General features: G+C 42.6%; 23 protein-coding genes and 1 riboswitch. All 23 genes read right to left on the bottom strand.

The annotated features are described in order from the left end of the window. Positions 1 to 16: 16 nt before the first annotated feature. A complete protein-coding gene (locus tag ACQRBH_RS08510) occupies positions 17 to 910 on the bottom strand; it encodes a DUF6179 domain-containing protein (RefSeq protein ID WP_427761364.1) in 894 nt (297 codons plus the stop codon). Between the two features lie 33 nt (positions 911 to 943). Next, the gene (locus tag ACQRBH_RS08505; RefSeq protein ID WP_427742904.1) at positions 944 to 1,474 is read right to left on the bottom strand and encodes a DUF6323 family protein; all 531 of its coding nucleotides are present in this window, start codon (positions 1,472 to 1,474) and stop codon (positions 944 to 946) included. Between the two features lie 149 nt (positions 1,475 to 1,623). Beyond that, a complete protein-coding gene (locus tag ACQRBH_RS08500) occupies positions 1,624 to 2,259 on the bottom strand; it encodes a precorrin-8X methylmutase (RefSeq protein WP_235231781.1) in 636 nt (211 codons plus the stop codon). Continuing rightward, entirely contained in the window at positions 2,259 to 3,767 is a 1,509-nt protein-coding gene (locus ACQRBH_RS08495; RefSeq protein ID WP_427761363.1) for a cobyric acid synthase, read from the bottom strand. Before ACQRBH_RS08495 ends, ACQRBH_RS08500 begins: the two co-directional genes overlap by 1 nt. After that, positions 3,749 to 4,786, bottom strand: a complete 1,038-nt coding sequence (locus ACQRBH_RS08490; RefSeq protein ID WP_427761362.1) for a pyridoxal phosphate-dependent aminotransferase — start codon at positions 4,784 to 4,786, stop codon at positions 3,749 to 3,751. Before ACQRBH_RS08490 ends, ACQRBH_RS08495 begins: the two co-directional genes overlap by 19 nt. 24 nt (positions 4,787 to 4,810) lie before the next feature. Beyond that, entirely contained in the window at positions 4,811 to 5,743 is a 933-nt protein-coding gene (cbiB, locus tag ACQRBH_RS08485) for an adenosylcobinamide-phosphate synthase CbiB (RefSeq protein ID WP_427742928.1), read from the bottom strand. Beyond that, entirely contained in the window at positions 5,631 to 6,305 is a 675-nt protein-coding gene (locus ACQRBH_RS08480; RefSeq protein WP_235231784.1) for a histidine phosphatase family protein, read from the bottom strand. The genes cbiB and ACQRBH_RS08480 overlap by 113 nt, the downstream gene beginning before the upstream one ends. Beyond that, positions 6,302 to 6,679, bottom strand: a complete 378-nt coding sequence (locus ACQRBH_RS08475; protein WP_427742907.1) for a bifunctional adenosylcobinamide kinase/adenosylcobinamide-phosphate guanylyltransferase — start codon at positions 6,677 to 6,679, stop codon at positions 6,302 to 6,304. The genes ACQRBH_RS08480 and ACQRBH_RS08475 overlap by 4 nt, the downstream gene beginning before the upstream one ends. Beyond that, the gene (locus tag ACQRBH_RS08470) at positions 6,676 to 7,470 is read right to left on the bottom strand and encodes an adenosylcobinamide-GDP ribazoletransferase (RefSeq protein ID WP_427761361.1); all 795 of its coding nucleotides are present in this window, start codon (positions 7,468 to 7,470) and stop codon (positions 6,676 to 6,678) included. The genes ACQRBH_RS08475 and ACQRBH_RS08470 overlap by 4 nt, the downstream gene beginning before the upstream one ends. Beyond that, positions 7,451 to 8,005 carry a bifunctional adenosylcobinamide kinase/adenosylcobinamide-phosphate guanylyltransferase gene (locus ACQRBH_RS08465; protein WP_427742909.1) on the bottom strand — a complete coding sequence of 185 codons (555 nt, stop codon included), beginning with the start codon at positions 8,003 to 8,005 and terminating at the stop codon, positions 7,451 to 7,453. The genes ACQRBH_RS08470 and ACQRBH_RS08465 overlap by 20 nt, the downstream gene beginning before the upstream one ends. Next, on the bottom strand, positions 8,005 to 9,060 hold the full coding sequence (gene cobT / locus ACQRBH_RS08460; RefSeq protein ID WP_427742911.1) for a nicotinate-nucleotide--dimethylbenzimidazole phosphoribosyltransferase: 1,056 nt from the start codon (positions 9,058 to 9,060) through the stop codon (positions 8,005 to 8,007). The genes ACQRBH_RS08465 and cobT overlap by 1 nt, the downstream gene beginning before the upstream one ends. Beyond that, on the bottom strand, positions 9,057 to 10,421 hold the full coding sequence (locus ACQRBH_RS08455; RefSeq protein WP_427761360.1) for a cobyrinate a,c-diamide synthase: 1,365 nt from the start codon (positions 10,419 to 10,421) through the stop codon (positions 9,057 to 9,059). Before ACQRBH_RS08455 ends, cobT begins: the two co-directional genes overlap by 4 nt. Next, positions 10,418 to 12,409: a precorrin-6A reductase gene (cobK, locus tag ACQRBH_RS08450; RefSeq protein ID WP_427761359.1), complete on the bottom strand. Its 1,992-nt coding sequence runs from the start codon at positions 12,407 to 12,409 to the stop codon at positions 10,418 to 10,420. The genes ACQRBH_RS08455 and cobK overlap by 4 nt, the downstream gene beginning before the upstream one ends. After that, positions 12,396 to 13,133, bottom strand: coding sequence for a precorrin-3B C(17)-methyltransferase (gene cobJ / locus ACQRBH_RS08445; protein ID WP_427761358.1), 738 nt, complete (start codon positions 13,131 to 13,133; stop codon positions 12,396 to 12,398). The genes cobK and cobJ overlap by 14 nt, the downstream gene beginning before the upstream one ends. Then, positions 13,126 to 14,178: a cobalt-precorrin 5A hydrolase gene (locus ACQRBH_RS08440; protein WP_427761357.1), complete on the bottom strand. Its 1,053-nt coding sequence runs from the start codon at positions 14,176 to 14,178 to the stop codon at positions 13,126 to 13,128. The genes cobJ and ACQRBH_RS08440 overlap by 8 nt, the downstream gene beginning before the upstream one ends. Beyond that, complete coding sequence (cobM, locus tag ACQRBH_RS08435) at positions 14,179 to 14,937, bottom strand: precorrin-4 C(11)-methyltransferase (RefSeq protein WP_427761356.1); 759 nt, start codon at positions 14,935 to 14,937, stop codon at positions 14,179 to 14,181. After that, positions 14,934 to 15,626: a precorrin-2 C(20)-methyltransferase gene (cobI, locus tag ACQRBH_RS08430; RefSeq protein WP_235231795.1), complete on the bottom strand. Its 693-nt coding sequence runs from the start codon at positions 15,624 to 15,626 to the stop codon at positions 14,934 to 14,936. Before cobI ends, cobM begins: the two co-directional genes overlap by 4 nt. A gap of 40 nt (positions 15,627 to 15,666) precedes the next feature. Next, a complete protein-coding gene (gene cbiD, locus ACQRBH_RS08425; protein WP_427742918.1) occupies positions 15,667 to 16,812 on the bottom strand; it encodes a cobalt-precorrin-5B (C(1))-methyltransferase CbiD in 1,146 nt (381 codons plus the stop codon). A gap of 143 nt (positions 16,813 to 16,955) precedes the next feature. Then, positions 16,956 to 17,141, bottom strand: a riboswitch (cobalamin riboswitch). A 58-nt stretch (positions 17,142 to 17,199) separates the two neighbouring features. Then, positions 17,200 to 17,970: a Uma2 family endonuclease gene (locus ACQRBH_RS08420; protein WP_427742919.1), complete on the bottom strand. Its 771-nt coding sequence runs from the start codon at positions 17,968 to 17,970 to the stop codon at positions 17,200 to 17,202. Positions 17,971 to 18,059: 89 nt separating this feature from the next. Next, on the bottom strand, positions 18,060 to 18,539 hold the full coding sequence (locus ACQRBH_RS08415; RefSeq protein WP_427742920.1) for a superoxide dismutase family protein: 480 nt from the start codon (positions 18,537 to 18,539) through the stop codon (positions 18,060 to 18,062). A 106-nt stretch (positions 18,540 to 18,645) separates the two neighbouring features. After that, on the bottom strand, positions 18,646 to 19,671 hold the full coding sequence (gene queA / locus ACQRBH_RS08410; RefSeq protein ID WP_235231800.1) for a tRNA preQ1(34) S-adenosylmethionine ribosyltransferase-isomerase QueA: 1,026 nt from the start codon (positions 19,669 to 19,671) through the stop codon (positions 18,646 to 18,648). 23 nt (positions 19,672 to 19,694) lie between these two features. After that, a complete protein-coding gene (locus ACQRBH_RS08405; RefSeq protein ID WP_427761355.1) occupies positions 19,695 to 20,354 on the bottom strand; it encodes an RDD family protein in 660 nt (219 codons plus the stop codon). Then, the gene (gene sppA, locus ACQRBH_RS08400) at positions 20,335 to 21,324 is read right to left on the bottom strand and encodes a signal peptide peptidase SppA (protein WP_427761354.1); all 990 of its coding nucleotides are present in this window, start codon (positions 21,322 to 21,324) and stop codon (positions 20,335 to 20,337) included. Before sppA ends, ACQRBH_RS08405 begins: the two co-directional genes overlap by 20 nt. Positions 21,325 to 21,333 lie beyond the last annotated feature (9 nt).

The raw sequence follows: 21,333 nt of genomic DNA, 5'->3' as shown, positions 1-21,333 counted from the left end.
CATTTTATTTCATCCATTATCCCAATGTCACAGCTTCGTGCATACATTCATACTCCTTCGCAAGAAAAAGTTCCGTCACGAAATCTGCCAGATCTTTCTTAAGATAATCATACATTTCTTTATTATCTTCGTATTTTTCACACATCAGTTGTTTTAATAGTTTTTCAAGCAATTTTTTTGTTGCTTCTTTTCCCATTTTATCAACTTTTCCCTGAAGTTTATAATAATCCTCTTCTGTTGCCGGTAATCCCATTGGTTTCTGTATCATCATGCATCCAAGTACATGGCGAAGCACTATTCTGCAAATATTATAAAACTGATTCTGATATTCTCCATCGTAATCATTCAGAATCTGAACAATATATTCCATCGGAAGTTTTTCCAAAAATTCCTGCTCCAGGCAGATGCATTCTATATAGCGTTCTATCGCTTCTATTCCTTGATAGGCATGGAATTGGCTAAGTGTCGGATAATCCATAGTAATCAACGTTTCCTGCGGTGCAAATCTCACATCATAATAGCGGAAGAAGCCTGGAATTGCCTTCTTTACCGTCTCTCCATAATTCTTGTTCCCATAATCACAAAATCGAACAATCATCAGATTATATTGTTCCTTGGCATCTTTTACCTTTTGAAGGATTTTCTGAACACCCGTTTCATACGCATCACTGGCCAACATCTTTTTTCGCTTTGAATCCGTGCTTGGATACATCTTTGAAGGATTCGGCTCAGCACCTGCTTCCTGCTCCTGTGCCATCCGAATGCAGAATTGAACTGCTTCCATTAATTTTCCTGCCGTTTCATAGGTGACAGAAGTACTTTCATAAGATGTATATCGTCCTGCAAGCTTTGTTACGATAGGAAGAAGTTCTTCCAGTCCATACCCTTCTTCCTCATATTCCTTTTGCATCTCATATCATCTCCCTTCTTGTTCTTCTGTCGCTCAATAAAGATCCCTAAGAGCCTGCAGATACAACTCTCGATCCCATCTGGGCACAACATCAAACCTTACATATTCTCCTCTTCCATCCGTCCTGTGATGTTCCCGGTATCCTGCACGTATCGCCCGCGCAAAAACTTCCAGGCAGGTGCTTTCCAGATATTCCAGGTCACCGTAACAGACTGTCTCATATTGTTCTTTCATAAAATGCAACAATTCATCATCCGAAATCTCATCTTGCATCTCATTCTTATACAGCATAAAGATGTCGTGTAGCCTTGCAATTGTATCCACATAATTTTCCTGAGAAATATACTGTGAATCGCAGAATTCATAGATAATCTTCGGAAGAATTCCCTCGCCAAACTCAATTCTTCTCTGCCGCCTTAAATTATCAGTCCGTTCCCGAACCAGAAGTTTTGCTTCTTCCTTCGAAAGAACCAGTCCAAACTTCTGCGCATACTCATTTGTATGAACGATAGCTGTTAATTGGTTTTGATCTGACAACATCTCTAACAGATTATTTTTTTCCACCTGACAAACGCCCCTTTCATGGTAAGTTCCATGATTATACACCCGCGGTTGGATACTTACCAGACTTGAAATTTTGGCGATTTTGTGGTAATATAAAAGCACAAAATAAAAGGATGAAGGTTTTTCAGAACTCTTCATCCTTTTTCATTTTACAGCATATACAACAATGCATTACAGATACATGCCGCGATATTGCTTCCGCCTTTTCTTCCTTTTGCTACGATGTATGGTGTATGTTCCAGTGTTAATATCATCTCCTTAGACTGCACCACATTGACAAAACCTACCGGAACACCAATCACAAGTTCCGGTCGGATCTTTCCTTCCCGGATCAGTTCATACAACCGAATCAGAGCAGTCGGTGCATTTCCAATTGCAAAGATCAGCTTTTCATTTAATTCGCAGGCTTTTTCCATACTGGCGACTGCGCGGGTCGTTCCATTTTGTTTCGCTCTTTCTGCCACATCATCGTCGGACATAAAGCAATAGACCTGACCACCATACCTTCCCAGTTCCTTTTTATTGATACCTGAACGCCCCATCTGTGTATCTGTCACAATAGATGCGCCATTTCGAATTGCCTCCAAAGCCTGTTCTGTTACGTCTTCTGAAAAGATAAGATTCCTTGCATAATCAAAATCTGCACTGGTATGAATACATCGTTTGATAATCGGAGCCTCTTTTTCCGGCAAAACGATTCCTTCCTTTTGTAATTCTTCTGTTATAATCTCAAAACTTCGCTTCTCTATCTCAGTAGGAAGCACATTTTCAATCTCCATCTTCATCAATCCGTTATCCCTCTGTCCATAATTTCATAGATTTTCTTCATATCCAGATGCTTTCGAAGGCTATCTGCCAGCAGATCATACTGAGTTTCCTTAAATGCTTTCAGATCTACACCTTCCATTTCATCTGGATCTATGCCCTTGTGTTTTGCGATTGCACGTATCATTGCCGTAGTTACTTCTTCCTTATCAAAAATGCCATGGACATAAGTTCCGTAGACATTTCCCTTAGATAATCCATCCTCACTACTTTTTTCCTGAACATAGTCTTTTATTCTGCTCATCGGCATATCCTTGCCTCTGGTCTCTCCCATATGAATCTCATACCCTTCAAATGCAATGCCAGACAGTTCCTTAAGGATTCCACCGATATGTTGAAATGTACCATTTACTCTCGTTCTGGTCTTCTGACGAACAAATGTTGTCTCCATTGGTAGTAATCCCATTCCATCGATTCTTCCACCGGCTTCCACACTTTCTGGATCACTTAGACTTTCACCAAGCATCTGATAACCGCCACAGATTCCCCATACGATCGTTCCCTTAGCTGCCGCTTTTTTCACTTCCGTCTCCAGCCCATTCTGCCGCATCCAAAGCAGATCTTCCATCGTATTCTTCGTTCCAGGCAAAATGATCATATCGGGATGTTTTAACTCTCTGCAATCTCTTACATATCTCAAAGATACACCTTTGATGTTCTCCAACGCAATAAAATCCGTAAAATTAGAGATTCTTGGCGTCCGAATTACTGCAATATCAATGAGTCCCGCTTCTTTTCGCCCATGAAAACGCTCTGTCAGGCTGTCTTCATCTTCAATCTCAACAGAAAGATAAGGAGTAACTCCTACCACTGGAATGCCGCCACGCTCTTCCAACATCTGAATTCCAGGATCCAATATTGTCTTATCTCCACGAAATTTATTAATGATCAAACCTTTGACCATATTCTTTTCTTCTTCCTCCAAGAGCATTAATGTTCCCAAAAGCTGAGCGAATACTCCTCCTCTGTCAATATCTCCAACCAGGAGTACCGGGGACTTCGCCATCTTCGCCATCCCCATATTAACAATATCATCCTGCTTTAGATTAATCTCTGCGGGGCTTCCCGCCCCTTCGATCACAATAATATCGTAAGTCTCTTCCAATTTATGGAAGGCTCTCATAATCTCAGGAACTAATTTCTTTTTATAGGCAAAGTACTCTCGGGCGCTCATATTCTGTAAGACTTCTCCGTTAACGATTACCTGCGATCCCGTATCATTGGTCGGTTTTAACAGGATTGGATTCATCTCTACCTGAGGAGCAATGCCTGCTGCTTCCGCCTGAACCACCTGAGCACGTCCCATCTCCAGGCCATTTTCCGTAATAAAAGAATTCAATGCCATATTCTGGGATTTAAAAGGTGCCACTTTATATCCATCCTGCCGGAAGATCCGACATATTCCCGCGCAGATCAGACTTTTTCCTGCATTTGACATTGTTCCCTGTATCATAATTGTCTTAGCCATGCAATCATCCTCTCATTCTCATCTTTCGTACGGACGGCAATACGATAGTAACCTTCCGATAATCCCCGGTAATTCTTACAGTCACGAATCAGGAATCCCGCGTTCAACGCTTGAGCGTAAAGCCCCGGTTTTCCCGAGAAAAATATATAGTTTGCTTTGGAACCATATATGGAATACCCCAACATCTTCATTTCTTGAATCATTGCATCTCTTTCCACAGAAATATATTCTCTTGTATCCTGTATATACTGTGCACAATCATCAAGCGCAGCTACGCCTCCCATCTGTGCCAGAATTGAGACATTCCAAGGCTGAAGCACATCTGTCATCCTTCCAAGCAATTCCTGATTGCAGCTGATTCCATAGCCAAGCCTGAGCCCAGGCATACAAAAAAGCTTCGTAAATGCTTTGACAATCAGAAGCTTAGAATAATTCTGCCTCTTTGGACACATCTCATAGAATTCAGGATAATCCAAAAAGTCGATAAAACATTCATCCAAAACCACCCAGACATCACATTCCTGACATCTGTTCAGAATCTTTTCCAATAATTCCTGCTGAATTGGCTGTCCGGTCGGATTATTGGGATTGCAGACAAAAAACATATCCATCTGTGAAGTTATCTGATCAAGAATCTCTTCTGTAACCTGGAATTCCTGAGACTTTTGAAGCTCATAATATTGAATCTCGGTTCCGACTGCCTTCAATGCCTTTTCATATTCTGCAAAAGTCGGTGCCAACAAAAGAGCCTTCCTTGGCATCACTGCAAGTACCGCTGCAAAGAATAATTCTGCCGCTCCATTTCCACAGACAATTTCTTCTTCCTGTACATGCTCGAACTTTGCGATCGCTTTACTCAATGCACTGCATTGAATGTCTGGATAATGCACAATCTGATCTGCCTGCTCACGAATCGTTTCCAATACTTGTATCGGAGGACCTAACGGATTACTGTTCACTGAAAAATCCAGGACATTTTGATTACGATAGATATCGCCTCCATGAATCTGTTCTCTCATTTATTTCTCCTGTCTAATTATTTTCTATATCATCCATAGAATGCCGATTTTAATAACACTGAAAATCACCAGTGCAGATATCGCTGTTGCATACAGCAGCGTATGTGCCTTTCTGATATCCCGAATCAAAATTGCGCGAATTGGATCTCCAATCGTTGGTTTCTCATATAATTTCCCAAAATACCATGCATTTCCTGCCAGCTGTATATCCAAAGCTCCCGCCATGACAGACTCCGTCTGCGCAGCATTCGGACTTTTATGGTTATATCTGTCTCTTCGATAAATATGGACTGCATTTTTCCAATCCATCCGTGTCAACACAGATGATAATATCATACACCATGCTGATAGTCGGGCCGGAATATAATTCACTATATCATCCAATTTTGCTGCTGCCGTTCCAAAATAAAGATATTTTTCATTCTTATATCCCACCATGGAATCCATGGTATTCACTGCCTTATAAGCAAATCCCAGCACTGCGCCACCAATCATCAGATAGAAAAGCGGTGCGATGACTCCGTCAGATGTGTTTTCTGCAACGGTTTCCACTGCCGCCTTTGTCACGCCTTCTTGTGTAAGATTCTCTGTATCTCTTCCAACGATCATGGATACTGCCTTTCTTGCCTCTTCAATCCCTTCCCGTTCCAATGCCTGATAGACCTTATCGCTTTCAGTTTTCAAGGACTTTGTAGCAAGTATCTGATAGCACATGAAACTTTCCACTGCCATTCCAAACTGCCATGCATATCCATAAGCAGCCCACAAGATCAGTGCAGGAACCGCCGCACTGATACCGACTACTATTAGCACCAGAACACCCCCACCAATACGCTCTCCTCGTTTAGACTCTGGGAAACAATTTCTGATAATTCGTTCCGCTGTCGTAATCAGATGCCCGATCAGCCGGACCGGATGATACAGCCACCTGGGATCTCCTAAGATCAGATCCAGCAAAAAACCGATCCATACTGATATTGTCATCTGTAATAAAAAGCTCATAACCTTCTCCATTTCCTACCTGATAATCATAATAACTTCCGGCAGGATACGCATATTTTTCCATAATACTCATAATCGTCCCGCCATGTACTACAAATGCTGCCCTTTCAATCCTATCTCTGCGACATTCCTCTAATGCTGCCTCAAATCCCAGAATACTTCTCCTTGAAAATTCTTGCCGACTCTCTCCGCCGGGGAATGGCAAGGTTCCGTTACTGTCAATCCACTTCTGATAATCCTCGCATTCTGCCAACTCCCGATAATTCTTATTTTCAAAAAGTCCAAAATCGCACTCTGCAAGTTCATGAATTACCGTAACTTTTCGCCCTGGATAGACAATGTCCGCCGTCTGCCTGCATCGCTTCAGCGGACTGGTATATATTCTCTGGACATCCGGATAAGATCTCTGTCTCAGAAGCTCGATTCCTTCCGTACATAAAGGTTCATCCGTTTTACCGATATATCGCTTCATTCGATTGCCCTCTGTCATCGAATGACGCAATAAAAAGATTCTCATCCTTTAATCACCTTCCCAATCCCGCAAGACACACGGTGTACACTTTCTGCCTCTTTAGCAAGTCTGGTACAGATCCTGCCCGTCTGCTCACGATATACCCTCTCAAATGGATCTGCCGGAACAATTCCGTAACCAATCTCATCACTGATCACAATCATTTCTGGATTTCTCTTTAAAATCTGCTCTGCAAAATCCTCCGGCAATATATCGTTACGCATCATCCTCTCGATATAAACATGAAAATGATGGATTCCCTGACATTCATACACATCTTCTTCTCCACAGCTTCGTCCATCTATCCATGATATCCTCGGATATATCTCCTTTGCATAATCGAGCTTACCCTGATAAGCCCCTCCGATAATTAAGATCATACAGCCAACCCTTTCACAATCACGTCCACAATGACAACCGACGCTGCCATCAGAAGTTCACACATCTGCAGAAAATATCCCGCCAGATCTCCCGTAATTCCACCAAATTTTGACATAGCCATCCGATAATAATACCAAAACACCAGCCCGGCAGTCACAATTGCCACAATTCCTAAGATCTTCCCGGTCAATACCATACTGCTGCAGATAATTGCCACATAGATAAGTAATACTCTCTTAGATGCTTTTTTTGCAGCATTCTGAGAGAATGTTGCCGCCATTCCTTCCTTTCTTGCCTGCGGAAATGTAATCACTGACAATCCGCTTAATGATCTGGATAGCAGAAAACTCCATGCAATTACGGTGACACTTCTAATCGTAAGGGAGGAATAAATTCCCAGATAAGCTAACAGATAAACCGCACAAGAGATGATGGCAAACGCTCCTGCATGAGAATCCTTCAGAATCTCAAGTCTCTTCTCCCTTGGCTGATAGGAACTGACAGCATCCTGCGTATCCAGAAATCCGTCCATATGAATTCCTCCAGTAATCGCAATCGGCACCAACAATAATAGAATGGTCCAAAAAAGATCCGAGAATAGGACACCTTGTGAAGCAGCCACTCCTTTCAAGACAAATAGTCCATATGTTATAGCTCCTATCGCACCTCCAACCAACGGAAAAAAGCACATAGCATACGATATATTTTCTTCTGTCCATTCACTCTTTGGCATAGGGATTCTGCTATACATCGAAAATGCAATTTTAAAACTATTCCATATTCTGCTCATCCTTAATTAACACTGGGATACCATACACCACTTCCGTCACTCGATCTGCCAGACTGGCAATTCTCTGATTCACCATTCCCATCATCTGCCGATACTGTTCTGTCTCAGGACTGTAACCATTGATATCCGAATTCACTTCATTGGTCACAATCGTAAGACACAACGTATGCTCTGATAAGTGAATCAATCCGTCCAGAATCTCTTCCAGTGTCTCCTTCCTTCCCTTTATCGTTCCATCCTCACGGTAGAATTCATTTGCCACAAGATTCGATACACATTCCAATAATATTCCTTCATTATCAGGAATTGGCATATTCTTTAGATCCGTGTACCGTTCCAGTGTGGTAAATCCCTTTCCGGCGCGAAGCCTGTGGTGGCGTTCTATCTTTTTCATCGTCTCTTCTCCATAAGGCTTCATTGTTGCAATATAAAGAAGGGACTGGTCCTTTCCTGTCTGCTGTCTATGCCCGATCAACCAATCCTCTGCATAAGCAGACTTACCACTTCCACTTCCGCCTGTAATCATATGTATCATTATCGATCACCAAGTTCTTCATAATCTTCTATATTATTTTCTGAAAATGTACTCATTTTGTGATAAACTTCTAAAGCCATCTCGAGAACCGGCAAAAAAGCAACCGCCCCCGTCCCTTCTCCAAGACACATATGACAATCCAGAGATGCACTTAAATTCAACTCTTCCAGGATCACATGCATTCCAGGTTCTTTTGATACATGAGAGGCAATCATATATTCCCTGGCATCAGGACATATTCTCGCTGCAATTAAGGCTGCCACAGCAGATATGAATCCATCCATCACCACCGGAAGATGGCAATAAGCTCCTCCCAGATATATGCCGGCAAGACCTGCCAGATCAAAACCTCCCACTTTACTTAATACATCCAGAGCATCTTGGGGATCCGGCTGATGGAGCGATATAGCCTTTTCAATTGTCTGAATCTTCCGATTCAGACCCTCACTGGTAAGTCCAGCACCTCTTCCAGTCATAAATTCTACCGGACGATTCAAAAGGACCGATGCCACAGCACTGCTGGTTGTCGTATTTCCAATTCCCATCTCACCAGTAGCCAGAATCTGATAACCTGCTTCTTTTTTCTCTATAGCAATCTGTATTCCAGTCATAACAGAATGAATAGCTTCTTCTCTGGTCATAGCCGGTTCCCGCGCCATATTTTTCGTTCCATACGCCACCTTATAATCGGGTACTCTGGTGTCTACCGCCATCCCAATATCAATAGGGAACAAGTCTACTCCGGCTTTTTTGCACATAATCGCTGCACTAGTGTTGCAATCCAGAAAATTTTCTGCAACAATCGCTGTTACTTCCTGACCGCTCTGTGTCACACCTTCTGCTACAACTCCATTATCTGCACACATGGCAATCAATGCTTTCTTATCAATTTTTACATCCGCAGTTCTGGTAATTCCGGCAATTCGAATGATATTTTCTTCCAGTTTCCCAAGACTGTGCAATGGTTTTGCAATAGAATTCCACTGTTTTGATGATCGTTCCATTGCCCTTCTGTCAATAGGTTCGATTGCTTTGATGATCTGCTCTAATGTCATTTTCTTTCCTCTTTTCTGCTGCATTGATCCAAAAATGCTTCTACAACCTTTAAGTTGCCGTAATAATGTATGTGCGGATATCCCGCCAATATGGTCTCTGTACTTACCATACACTTCCAGGAGCGTTCCGACAACGGCTTCTTCGCCACAAATTCCTGCCCACACTGTGTGGAATCATAGTAATGAAATTCATGTGCCGGTAATGCATCTATTTTTTTTCCGAAGGCAGTTCCCTGAGACAATGTTACATATCCAAAGCGTTTTAATGATGATGTATAGAAGCTTTTACCTTTTAACGCCCCTACCATTTCATAACTCTTTCCATCTTCAGCGGTAATACTTTCCTGCAGATACATAAAACCTCCACATTCCGCCATGCATGGCAATCCCTCTTCAAGAGCCTGACGAATTTCAAGGCGAATACTTTGATTCTGGCACAAGTCCTTTGCACATAATTCCGGATACCCTCCATAGAAGAGAAGTCCATCCAGTCTGTCAGGAAGACGCCTGTCCCTAATCGGTGAAAAGGGGATCAGTTTTACTCCCCTGTCTTCCAGAATATCCAGATTATCCTGATACATAAAACAGAATGCCTCATCTTTCGCCAAACCGATGCGCAGTCCATCATAACGTTTTTTTAAATATGAAGTCGATGTGTCCGGCAAGTCTGGCGCTGTCCGTGCCAATTTCACCAATCCATCCAGATCCAACGTCTGCTCCAATGTCTCTCCCAGATTCTTAAGTTTCAACTGAAGGGATTCTATTTCCTGCGGCATCTTAAGCCCAAGATATCGACTTTCCAACATGCAGTCTTCAATAACAGGAACGTAACCATATACTTTTACACTCGTCTCACGTTCAATCGTTTCTTTCATTCGCCCATACATCATTGGTGACAGACGATTCAAGATCACACCCGCAATCCGGCTGTCCGTCCGATATTGAAGAAACCCCTGAATCAGCGGAACAATAGAAACACTGATACCTTTACAATCCAGAATCAATACTGCCGGTGTCTCTGTCGTATCTGCCACATCATAAGCACTTGATTCCACAGATGTACCCGCAAGGCCATCATAATACCCCATAACACCTTCTATTACGGCTATATCGCATTTTGAGCCATTCTTATATAGAAGATGCCTGACTCCCTCTCTTCCACATAAAAATGTATCCAGATTATAACTATCAAGTCCAATAACTTCCCGATGAAACATCGGATCAATATAATCCGGTCCACATTTAAATGCAGCGACCCGAAATTCTCGGTTCTTTAACGCCTGTAATATTCCGCAGGTAATCATGGTCTTTCCGGTTCCACTTCTTGGTGCAGTTAACAGTATTCTAGGTATCCGACTCATTCTCTTCCATCCTCATTACACGTAAAGCTAATCACAGAGACTGGATTCTGTCCCATCATCATATGATAGCTTCCCACACTTTTTGACTTTGCCACTGATATCTGGACAATCTCTTCCTCTGTAACCTTCACCTCATCACAACACTTAACAGCTTCTGCCAAAGTTTCCAATGCAATAGCGTTAATCACTACTCGAACTTTTGGATTCTTCTGCGCCACAGTCTGTATAATTTCTTTCATATGTCCCTTACTTCCGCCAATAAACACACAATCCGGTGCCGGAAGTTCTTCTAATACATCTGGTGCTTCTCCTGCAATTACTGTAAGATTGTCGACTTTCATCCTTCTCTGATTCTGAAGTATCAAGGCAACTGCTTCTTCATTTCTCTCTATCGCATAGACATGTCCCTGATCTGCCTGAATTGCTGCTTCCACAGAAACAGAACCGGTACCTGCTCCAACATCATACACAATAGCATCTCTCTTTAGATGCAGTTTTGAGAGGCTGACACTACGAACTTCCTCTTTTGTCATAGGTACATCTCCACGCACAAATTCTCGATCCGGCAATCCATGAGTCGTCACCTGCGTTCCTCCCTTTGGATTCTCAATATACACTATTGCAAGATCTCCGCCGTTATAATCTACCAGAGATTCTGCCGTTCCCGACTCAATCTTCTCAGCTTCATACGCCAGATCGCTCCCAATGCAAACATTCAGATTGCCATACCCATATTCCATCATTTCTCGACATATGCTTCGGACTCCATCTGCATTTCCCGAAAGAGCAATCGTCTTCTTATGATTACGGATAACAGAGATTAAATTAGTTTTCCTTCCATGAACGCTGGTCAGTGCTGCATCATCCCAGGAAATGCCTAACCTGGCACAGAAATAGGCTACCGAAGAAATTCCAGGAACCACTTCCGCTTCTATATCCGGCTCCTGTTGTAATAACTGAAGCAGCTTCTTGGCACCACTATAGAACCCTACATCACCGGATAATGCGACTACAACATTCTCATACTCTGGATGTTCTTTAATATAAGCAAGTATCTCTTCCGGCTTGTAAGCCGCATAGGATGGCTGCTCTGCTTTTGCAGAAGACTCCAGCATACGCTTTGCTCCAATCAGTAACTGCGCTTTCTGACAGAGTTTTTTTCCTTGCACCGTAAAGGTATCTTCCGGCCCCATTCCGATTCCTACGATAGAAACTTTCCACTTATCTTGTAAATTTAATTCTTTCTTTAAAAACTCACACATTTCTCTATATGCAAGTCCCGTCTCCTGAAAAGGCCGTCCGATTACAACCAGTCCAACGCCCGCAAGTCTGGCAGCCTGGCATTTTTCTCTGTATCCTCCCACATTGCCAGATTCCTTCGTCACCAGATACGCAATCTCAAATTCCCGCAGCATTGCCAGATTCATCTCAACCGAAAACGGCCCTTGCATGCAGATCAGATGTCTTCCAGTAAACCCAAGATCTTCGCACTTGGCAGCTACGTTCTGCAGAGAGAGCACTCGCGCATAGACTCGCTCCTGATAATCTGTTAGTCTGGTATACTCCTCCAACTCTTTACTTCCAGTTGTTACGAGAATATTTCCTTCCGTCTGTTCCAGAAATCGAATGGCTTCCTCCATATTCTCTACACAGACACAATCCTGCATCTGACTGGATTCTCTGACCAGGCGCAGATAATCTGCATTGCACTGTTCGCAGGCAGTTCTCAGATTCTCCGTCACTTCTTTGGCATAGGGATGTGTCGCATCAACCACATAGCGTGGCCGATATTTTCGAATAAATTGTTGCATTTCTTCACAATCCATCCGATTGTGAGATACTGTAATATTCGTATCTTCTGGAAGAAGGCTCTCTCCATATGAAGTTGCAACACAGACATGTACCTGTACCTGCCTTTTCACCAAATATTCCGCCAGTTTCCTGCCCTCTGTAGTTCCTCCGAAGATTAATATCTTAATCTCTTTCATAACGATATCCCCTTGGCGTCACCATTTTTCCGTCTATTACTTTTGTATCACAATTTCCGATAAATACTGTAGAGAACATATCTACTGCTGTTTTCTGTAATTCCTTCAAGGATAGTATCTGCATTGCTTCACCTTCTCTTGCGATATTTTTTACAACACCACATACGGTATCTTCCGATTTATATCGGAGCATCAGATCACATGCCTTATCCAGATAATCTGCCCGCTTCTTACTGGATGGGTTATACAGGCAGATCACAAAATCTGCTTGCGCTGCCGCAAGAAGTCTCTTTTCGATCTTCTCCCATGGAGTCAGAAGATCACTGAGACTGATCAGACAACAATCATGGATCATAGGCGCTCCTAAGACTGCCGCACCGCCTATAGCCGCTGTCACTCCCGGAATAATCTCTAATTCAATATCCGGATATTTTTCTCCAATCTCATACATCAACCCGGCCATGCCATAGATTCCGGCATCCCCACTGCATACCATTGCTGTCGTCCGCCCTTTTGCAGCTTCTTCAAAAGCCATCTCACAGCGGCGAACCTCCTGTCTCATTGGGGTAGTCAAAAACTCTTTTTCACCGAAATATTCTCGAAGAAGATCAACATACACCGTATACCCTACGATTACATCGCATTTCTTTAACGCTTCCGCTGCTTTGATCGTCATCTGTTCATATGATCCCGGTCCGATTCCTATCACATATATCTTATTCAAAACTTATCCTCCATTCTTTTACGGCAAGTGCAACGGTGACCCCATTACCCGCTTGTTTTTTTACAATAAGCTGTCCAGATTCACTGGCACACAAAGCACTGCGTTCACACACATTATCAACACCAGTCACCCGTTCTACGAATCCAGACGACGTGAAATCGCCTTTTACCTCTTGTAATTCTTTCGAACTATATACCTGAAATTGTAATCGGTGTGCCAAACAGTATTCAAGAATTCCTGGTTCATTTGCCTTTATATCAATACTCGCAGCCTGCCAGATACTTTCCGGCCAGATATGATTCTGCCGCAGAACATTGGTGACGGCCAGTTCAATCTGTTCTGCTTCTGTATGCTTCCTACATCCGATTCCTGCGACAACAACTTTTGGAATCAGATACAATGTCTGGCTCCATGCAGGATTTCGATAAATTCCTACCGATATATCCGGTTCATTTTTTCCCTGGTCTTCTATCGGATTCCAGAGGACAAGTCCCCGTGGAAGCTTTCCTTCCACATTCTTCTCATTGCCCTGAAAATCAATCAAAACCGGCGTCTCCTTCAATATATCTGCTGAGATTCTTTTTGCTCTTTTCATATCCTGTATCTGAAGTCCGTTTTTTACTGCAAAAACATCCACTGCCCATTTTTGGTTAATATCAGTCGCTGTCGTGATCACCGGCAGTGCCTGTATCTTTTCAGAGACTAACAGAGCTAGCTCATTAGCCCCTCCAATATGCCCAGATAATAGAGGAATACAATGGATTCCCATTTCATCAATGACCAAAACAGCCGGATCCTTCTGCTTTGATCTTACATATGGCGCTATAGCACGTACTGCAATGCCTGTAGCTCCAATGAAAATCAGCGCATCCTGACTTTCAAACTGTTGTCTGGTCCAGTCTGACAGAGTAAGATCTGTCGCTTCTGGTATGCCCGTACATTTGACATCTACGGTTACCCGATACTCTTCCTCTCTCAGTCCGGCCACCACTTTGTCTGCCAGGATTTTGCCTTTTTGTGTAAAACATATGAGTGCTACATTCATTTACTCTGTTCCTTTCCGATATTCCGTAGTAAATGTAGGATCATATAACTTTGATCGCTGATAATGATTATGGCTGACAACATCTCCAACAATAATCAATGCTGTCTTTCTAATTCCATGAGACTTTGCCGTCTCTTCCAATGTCTCTATCGTACAGATATGTGTCTCTTCCTCAGGCCAGGTCGCCTTATATACAATTGCAGCCGGTGTATCCGGTTCATAACCTCCACAGATCAGTTGTTCTGTCAGTTTCGCCAGTAGTCCTGTACTTAAGAACAGTACCATGGTCGCCCTGTGCTTTGCAAATGAAGCAATGCTCTCTCTCTCTGGCACAGGTGTCTTTCCTTCTGTTCTTGTAATGACCACACTCTGCGATACATCCGGCAAAGTATATTCCAGATTCAATGCCGCCGCAGCACCACAAAAAGAGCTTACCCCCGGGCAAGAATCATATAGAATGTTCTTCTCATCCAGAATATCCATCTGCTCTCGAATCGCACCATAGAGACATGGATCTCCCGTATGCAGCCGGACAGTCATCTGACTCTTTTTTTCTGCCTGTATCATTACCTCTATCACTTCCTCCAGCGTCATGAATGCGCTATTGTAGATTTTACATCCTTCTTTCGCATATTTTAAAAGTCCCGGATTCACTAAGGACCCTGCATAGATAATTACGTCAGCCTCTTCGATCATCTTCTGCCCCCTGACTGTAATCAGATCTTCTGCCCCAGGTCCAGCTCCAACAAAATGTATCATAACGCCTCTCCTTCTTTCACAAATAACAATGTATAATACCCTGCATCTTCAGGAATCTGTTCTGTTCCATAATAGATATGCTCCGTCTTCATTCCACAGTTTTCTACCATGACAACAGATGCATCCATATCTTTTAGCTGTTCTTTTACATGCGGAAGTTTCTTTCCTGCCTTCATAAGAATCTTTGTTCCTTCTAACTGCAGAGCCTCTTCAATCTGATATGAAGCCGGAATAATGTGAATCTGTTCCGCTTTCTCAGCAATTCCTATATTCAGTCTCGCCGCTGCTGCACAGAATGATGGGACTCCGCTGACCATCTCTACCTCATATCCCTTTTTTTGAATCTCTTTATGAAGATAAATATAAGTAGAATACACTGCAGGATCTCCTAATGTTAAAAATGCCACTTTCTTTCCTTTATCCAGGCAACGACTCAAAACTTTCGCACCTTCCTCATGATTCTTTTGTAAAGTCTGCTCATCTTTTGTCATAGGCATATAAATCCCCAACAGCTCTTTTTGTTCAATCTCTGGATATGCTTCCCTGACAATCTGATAAGCAACCGTTTCCATCGGATTCCTGCCCGGAACCGCAATCACATCACATTCTCGAATAACTCGCAATGCTTTTACTGTTAAAAGCTCCGGATCTCCGGGGCCTACGCCAACTCCATATAAGATTCCTGCCATCTTCATTCTCCTTGTGTCTTTATTACTATATGATACTAGGTCATACGCTTTTGACCCTAACTTTATATTTTTCTATCAGATGTTCTGCCTGGCTGGTCTTTCCAAGAATACCATATATATTGGAAAATGTGATCGCACCAATCTGAAGCTCACCTGCTGCCCGGTAATTCAGATACTGCTCCATTCGCTCCATTATCTGCCCCATAATCCTTTCTCGCTCAGAAACTGTGCATCTGTCCAATGCATCATCTGTTGTCATACAATCCAGGAATTCACAGGTCTTTTCCCTCGAAACTCCTGCTTTTAACGCTGCCGCTGCAAGAATCTCCATCCGACAGTCCGCCCATCTTGAATGGGTATTCATAATCCCTCCGGCAACTTTAATGAGTTTTCCGATATGCCCTACCAGCAGAATACCTTTACTTCCCTGATCAATTGCCATATCTATAGTCTGTCCAATATAATTACTGCATTTAACCACTTCCTGCTCTTCAATCCCATAGGCTTGTCTCAGAAAATCCAAGCCATAATTCCCCGGTGCCGCAATCAGATATTCTTTTCCTGCCGCCATTTTCACTCTTATATCCAGGCAAATAGTATCCAACAATGCCTGCTCACTCATCGGTTCTACCAATCCGCTGGTTCCCAGAATCGACAGACCACCCTCAATTCCCAGTCTCGGATTAAAAGTCTTTGCTGCAAGACGTTTTCCTTCCGGTATGGATATCTCAACATATATGCCCCCAAGATAACCAACCTCCTCACAGGCATCCTCCACTTCTTGCAAGATCATCTTACGCGGAACGCGATTGATCGCCGCATTCCCAACTGGTTGATCCAGACCTGGTTTCGTAACTCTCCCGATTCCCTGACCTCCATCAAGAATGTACTGTCCTGTATTTGTTTTTTCCACTTTACTGTACACCATGATTCCGTTCGTGATATCAGGATCATCTCCACTATCTTTTTGGACTGCACAAGATATGCTCTGTATCTCCTTTTGATTCTCATCCCGGTATTCTATCCTGATATCATGAATCTTCAACTGAAGTTTCTTTCCCTTGGGAAGTTCCACTTCTACCTGATCTATCTGCTCTTTTGCAAATAGCATCTTCAGCGCGGCTTTCGTCGCCGCCTGTGCGCACGTTCCCGTAGTATAACCCCAGGCAAGTTTTTTCTGTGCCATTCTTTCTCTCCTGTCACATCTTTTTCTACATTCATGAATATATCTTTTTCATATGAAAGAAAAAGGAGGTGACGCCTTGCGACAATCCCTCCATACAATCAGAACTTTTCCATTCTTATGTATCATCCTGCCCTCACCGTAAGACTTTACTCTGATTACTGGCAGGTATCCTGACTTAAAACTAAAACCTAATCCCCGCCCTTCCCGTTGTCATTCTCACAACAGTGGTCCGCAGGTTTCGTCATTTCTTACAGTAGAGTGAGCTGCTGCGGATTCGCACCGCATTCCCTTTTCATCCACAAAGTGAAACCAGTCTCAATATCTATATTCTATCGGTTTATGTCAGGCATGTCAAATTCTTTTCTGCTTCCTGTTTCTATTCCCTTTTTATTCATATAAAAAACTTACATATTCATAGATTTCAGCAAAATTTATGATACATTTCCCTTCAAAAATCCTCACTGGAACTTTGTCATCAAATCCATAGATTACTGGAAATTCATCATGTTCAAAGTCATATACTAATACTTTTTTCTGTACCGGATCTACAATCCAGTATTCTCTGACTCCTGCACTGGCATATTTTTCACACTTTATAATCATATCTTTCTTTCTTCCTGATTCAGAGAGAATTTCCACAATGAAATCCGGTGCCCCATAAGTACAATGCTTAATTAATTTCCTCCGATCACACACTACAAACACGTCTGGCTGAACCATCGTCTTATCATCACAGTCGAGCTGAACATCTGCCGGCGCAACAAACGGAATACACTGCCCACCTTCTTTTTTTATATAATCTTTGATTGGCTGCCATATCTCTGTACATAATAATTGATGCAAATTCGACGGTGCCGCCATATCATAGATGACTCCATTCATTAACTCCACACGTCTTTCTTTCGGCAATGCATAATAATCTTGCACAGTATATTCCCCCGGTCTTTTCACCGAATAATCCCTTACAGATTCAGCCATCTTGTTATCTTCTTTTTTCAGCACTTTCTCTAAAGCCAACAATGTATCATATCGTGGTGAGGCAGTTACACCCGCAAAAATTTTCTGCACTGTGCCAAGAGGAACACCAGATAGTTCTGAAATCATTTCGTTCGTATAACCTAAGAGCTTCTTTCTCTCTTTCATTTCCTGTACTGTCATTTTGGTTCCTCTCTTTCATTTGTTTTCATAATTATATCTTTTATCACTCCATATGTCAATCATATTATTTCCATTTTATTTCCATATTTTTACCGTATTTCGCTCTCTCGTGCCTGAATCTCGCCACAGGCAATCATTTCTCCAGAAGCACCAGATGGCTGTGTATGAAAATCATCCGGCAACGCATGGATAATTACCGTTTTTCCAATGACATCCTCAGGATAAAACCGATCTGTATATACACACATCCACGCAATCCCATTATTACTTAGCAGAGGCGGCAAATCCCCTGCATGCTCAGGATGCTGTGATTTTACTGACTGGTAATGCCCATCAACATTTGCAAAGGGCTCCTGATCTGTTCCAGAACAGCTGCCACCTTCATGAATATGAAATCCATGAAACTGTTGACTGCTTTTTCCATTGATATCTGTAATCCCATAAATAGATGCAACCAGCACCGTTCCTCCAAACGTATCATAAAAATCCACTCTACCTCTGAGATGTGGATACTTTGCACTTCCTGCTATCTTCGCAGAAGCAGTTGGATGATTCTCCATAATCTTCATCTTACCATCACACTCCTTGTGGCATTCTATGCAAATACCTTCAGGAATATGTAAAAAGGATGGGGCGGGGAAAAAATTCATTTTCCCCGCCCCATCCTTTCATGCGTTAACAGATCAACATAGCATCTCCAAACGAAAAAAAGCGATATTTTTCTCTGACAGCCTCTTCATATGCCGACAGCACATGTTCTCTTCCAGCCAAAGCCGACACCAGCATGATGAGTGTAGACTCTGGAAGATGAAAATTCGTAATCAGACAATCCAAAACCTTAAATTTATATCCTGGATAAATGAAGATTTCTGTCCATCCACTGCATGCTTTCAAATGTCCCGTCTCATCTGCGGCAGACTCAATAGTCCTGCAGCTGGTTGTCCCTACACAGATAACTCTGTTTCCGGAATCCTTTGCCATATTAATCTTGGCCGCTGCATCTTCATCAATCTGAAAAAATTCGGAATGCATATGGTGTTCCGTAATCTCATCTACTTTAACCGGTCGAAATGTTCCAAGGCCTACGTGAAGTGTTACTCTGGCTATATCAATTCCCTTTTCTTCAATGGCTTTCAGAAGTTCCGGTGTGAAATGGAGTCCTGCCGTTGGTGCAGCCGCAGACCCTGTATGAGTAGCGTATACTGTCTGGTAACGGTTTTTATCCTCCAGTTGATGAGTAATGTACGGCGGAAGAGGCATCTGTCCCAACTGATCCAAGATTTCCTCAAAGATTCCATCATAGGTAAATTGTATCAAACGATTCCCTTCTTCTACCACATCAATGACTTCACCAATTAAAAGCCCCTCTCCAAAGCTGATCTTCGTTCCTATTTTTGCCTTTTTCCCCGGCTTTACCAGAGTCTCCCAGACATTATTTTCTTTTCTTTTTAATAATAATATTTCTATCTTGGCATCAGTTCCTACTTTTGAACCAATTAATCTAGCCGGAATTACTTTCGTATCATTAATAACCAGACAATCTCCCTCATGTAGATAATCAATAATTTCTTTAAATACATGGTGGGAAACAGCTCCAGACTCCTTGTCAAGTACAAGAAGTCTGGAGCTGGAACGATCCTCCAATGGATCCTGAGCAATTAATTCTTCCGGCAATTCATAATAAAAATCTTGACGTTTCATAATATGAATCCCTTCTTTATATATTATTGTGCATGTCCCTGATGAATCTGCTCATCCACGGACTTCTGAACCGATGGATCCTGAGGCGGCATTGCCCCTGGACCTTGCGGCGGCATCGGCGCCGGACCTTGTGGTGGCATTGGTGCCGGACCTTGCGGTGGCATTGGTGCCGGACCTTGTGGCGGCACTTGCCACCCCTGCGGGACTTGATATACTGGATATACTTTTACTTTCTTAGCATAGATAACTCTCGTGTCACAAAGCATATCATGCAATCCTCGTTTTTCACGGTCGACGCCTGCCATAATATATCCAATTCCGACAGACAAACCACACAGGAACCTCCCGACCGTCTCCCGGTAAATCACATCGATCAGATTCAGTTTCTGGCTCCCATCTTCGTTGACAACCCTCAGATTCATTGCTTTTTTTCCAAGAGTCGTCCCGGTATAATAGGTAAACAGAACGAAATACGTCACTTGAAGCACATAAAGAATAATATCTTTCCAAGTATAATGGAACAATATATTTCTTCCAGAAAGTGCACCGCCAGCTACTACCGATAATAGGATTCTCACGAGCATAAGTCCCACAAACACTACCGAACGGTCAATACAATAAGCTGCTGCTCGTACCCAAAAACCGGCGAACTCCATTGAAGGTCTATTGTAATTGTTCTGCATAGTACATCGGCACCCCGCTTTCCATATCCGCTGCGGTCTCTGTCAATATCTGAGCTTCTGATTTTGGAACCAAGTCTTTGACTTCTGCCAACAGTGAAGACAGTGTATTTTTTGAACTTTCCAATTCATAGAATTCATCAACATTTAATTCTTCACTCATTGCTTCCTTCATATCAGCGTAAAGACTGATCTCATCAATCAACCCATTTTCCAGTGCTTGATTTGCCGTATAGGTACGTCCGTCTGCAAGCTGTTTCACTTCCTCCTCGGACATACCACGTCCATCTGCTACTATCCCAACAAATTTTGAATAATATTCATCCACTTGACTCTGATAAATTGCTATCTGCTCATCAGTCATCTTGGAACTATCCTTATTGGCACCGCTGGTAATACTTACATAGCGAATTCCTAATTTTTCATATAACCCACTCATATCATACCCTGACATGATCACGCCAATAGATCCTGTTGTTGTATTTGGATTTGCATATATCTTATCTGCTGACATAGACACCATATATCCGCCAGAAGCTGCATAATGTGCCATATAATCCCAGACAGGACGTCCGGTGGTCTCCTTGTATTCTTTTAACTTCAGATAGAGCTCTTCTGATTCATATACGGTACCACCAGGTGAATCCACATACAGCAAGATGCCCTGATTATTCGAATCATCCATCAAATTATCAATATACTCCAACGTTGTTGTGTGTTGATAACCTGAAGATGTCTCAAAATAATTGCTCTCTGTCTGTTCTTGAATCGTTCCTTCTACTCTGACGATTGCAATATAGTTTTTCCCAGGCGGTTGGAAATCGTAGCCTCCCGTCAAAAGATGCTCAGCACTTTCTTCCAGCATTCTCTGTGAAAATGAATCTGTCAACGCATTTGTCAATACACTGGCCACTCCTATCGCAACAAACAGGATAGCTGCTATAATCAGACCACCAATCTGCTTTTTCTTCATGCTTTTACT

Origin of the sequence: Bariatricus sp. SGI.161 (genome assembly GCF_050313695.1) — a bacterium.
Taxonomy (GTDB): domain Bacteria; phylum Bacillota; class Clostridia; order Lachnospirales; family Lachnospiraceae; genus JAFBIX01.
This window is presented reverse-complemented; position numbering and strand designations above follow the sequence as displayed.

Bases quoted from the DNA above. Each gene is read 5' to 3' on its own strand.
- sppA (WP_427761354.1), bottom strand. From the start codon at position 21,324: ATGAAGAAAAAGCAGATTGGTGGTCTGATTATAGCAGCTATCCTGTTT.
- ACQRBH_RS08480 (WP_235231784.1), bottom strand. From the start codon at position 6,305: ATGAGAATCTTTTTATTGCGTCATTCGATGACAGAGGGCAATCGAATG.
- ACQRBH_RS08490 (WP_427761362.1), bottom strand. From the start codon at position 4,786: ATGAGAGAACAGATTCATGGAGGCGATATCTATCGTAATCAAAATGTC.
- ACQRBH_RS08475 (WP_427742907.1), bottom strand. From the start codon at position 6,679: ATGATCTTAATTATCGGAGGGGCTTATCAGGGTAAGCTCGATTATGCA.
- ACQRBH_RS08420 (WP_427742919.1), bottom strand. From the start codon at position 17,970: ATGACAGTACAGGAAATGAAAGAGAGAAAGAAGCTCTTAGGTTATACG.
- ACQRBH_RS08495 (WP_427761363.1), bottom strand. From the start codon at position 3,767: ATGGCTAAGACAATTATGATACAGGGAACAATGTCAAATGCAGGAAAA.
- ACQRBH_RS08510 (WP_427761364.1), bottom strand. From the start codon at position 910: ATGCAAAAGGAATATGAGGAAGAAGGGTATGGACTGGAAGAACTTCTT.
- ACQRBH_RS08455 (WP_427761360.1), bottom strand. From the start codon at position 10,421: ATGAGTCGGATACCTAGAATACTGTTAACTGCACCAAGAAGTGGAACC.
- ACQRBH_RS08415 (WP_427742920.1), bottom strand. From the start codon at position 18,539: ATGAAGATTATGGAGAATCATCCAACTGCTTCTGCGAAGATAGCAGGA.
- cobM (WP_427761356.1), bottom strand. From the start codon at position 14,937: ATGATACATTTTGTTGGAGCTGGACCTGGGGCAGAAGATCTGATTACA.
- ACQRBH_RS08440 (WP_427761357.1), bottom strand. From the start codon at position 14,178: ATGAATGTAGCACTCATATGTTTTACACAAAAAGGCAAAATCCTGGCA.
- ACQRBH_RS08465 (WP_427742909.1), bottom strand. From the start codon at position 8,005: ATGATACATATGATTACAGGCGGAAGTGGAAGTGGTAAGTCTGCTTAT.
- cbiD (WP_427742918.1), bottom strand. From the start codon at position 16,812: ATGGCACAGAAAAAACTTGCCTGGGGTTATACTACGGGAACGTGCGCA.
- ACQRBH_RS08405 (WP_427761355.1), bottom strand. From the start codon at position 20,354: ATGCAGAACAATTACAATAGACCTTCAATGGAGTTCGCCGGTTTTTGG.
- cobK (WP_427761359.1), bottom strand. From the start codon at position 12,409: ATGAAAGAGATTAAGATATTAATCTTCGGAGGAACTACAGAGGGCAGG.
- ACQRBH_RS08500 (WP_235231781.1), bottom strand. From the start codon at position 2,259: ATGAAGATGGAGATTGAAAATGTGCTTCCTACTGAGATAGAGAAGCGA.
- queA (WP_235231800.1), bottom strand. From the start codon at position 19,671: ATGAAACGTCAAGATTTTTATTATGAATTGCCGGAAGAATTAATTGCT.
- cobT (WP_427742911.1), bottom strand. From the start codon at position 9,060: ATGACATTAGAGCAGATCATCAAAGCAATCGAACCTATTGACAGAAGG.
- cobI (WP_235231795.1), bottom strand. From the start codon at position 15,626: ATGGCAGGAATCTTATATGGAGTTGGCGTAGGCCCCGGAGATCCGGAG.
- ACQRBH_RS08470 (WP_427761361.1), bottom strand. From the start codon at position 7,470: ATGAGCAGAATATGGAATAGTTTTAAAATTGCATTTTCGATGTATAGC.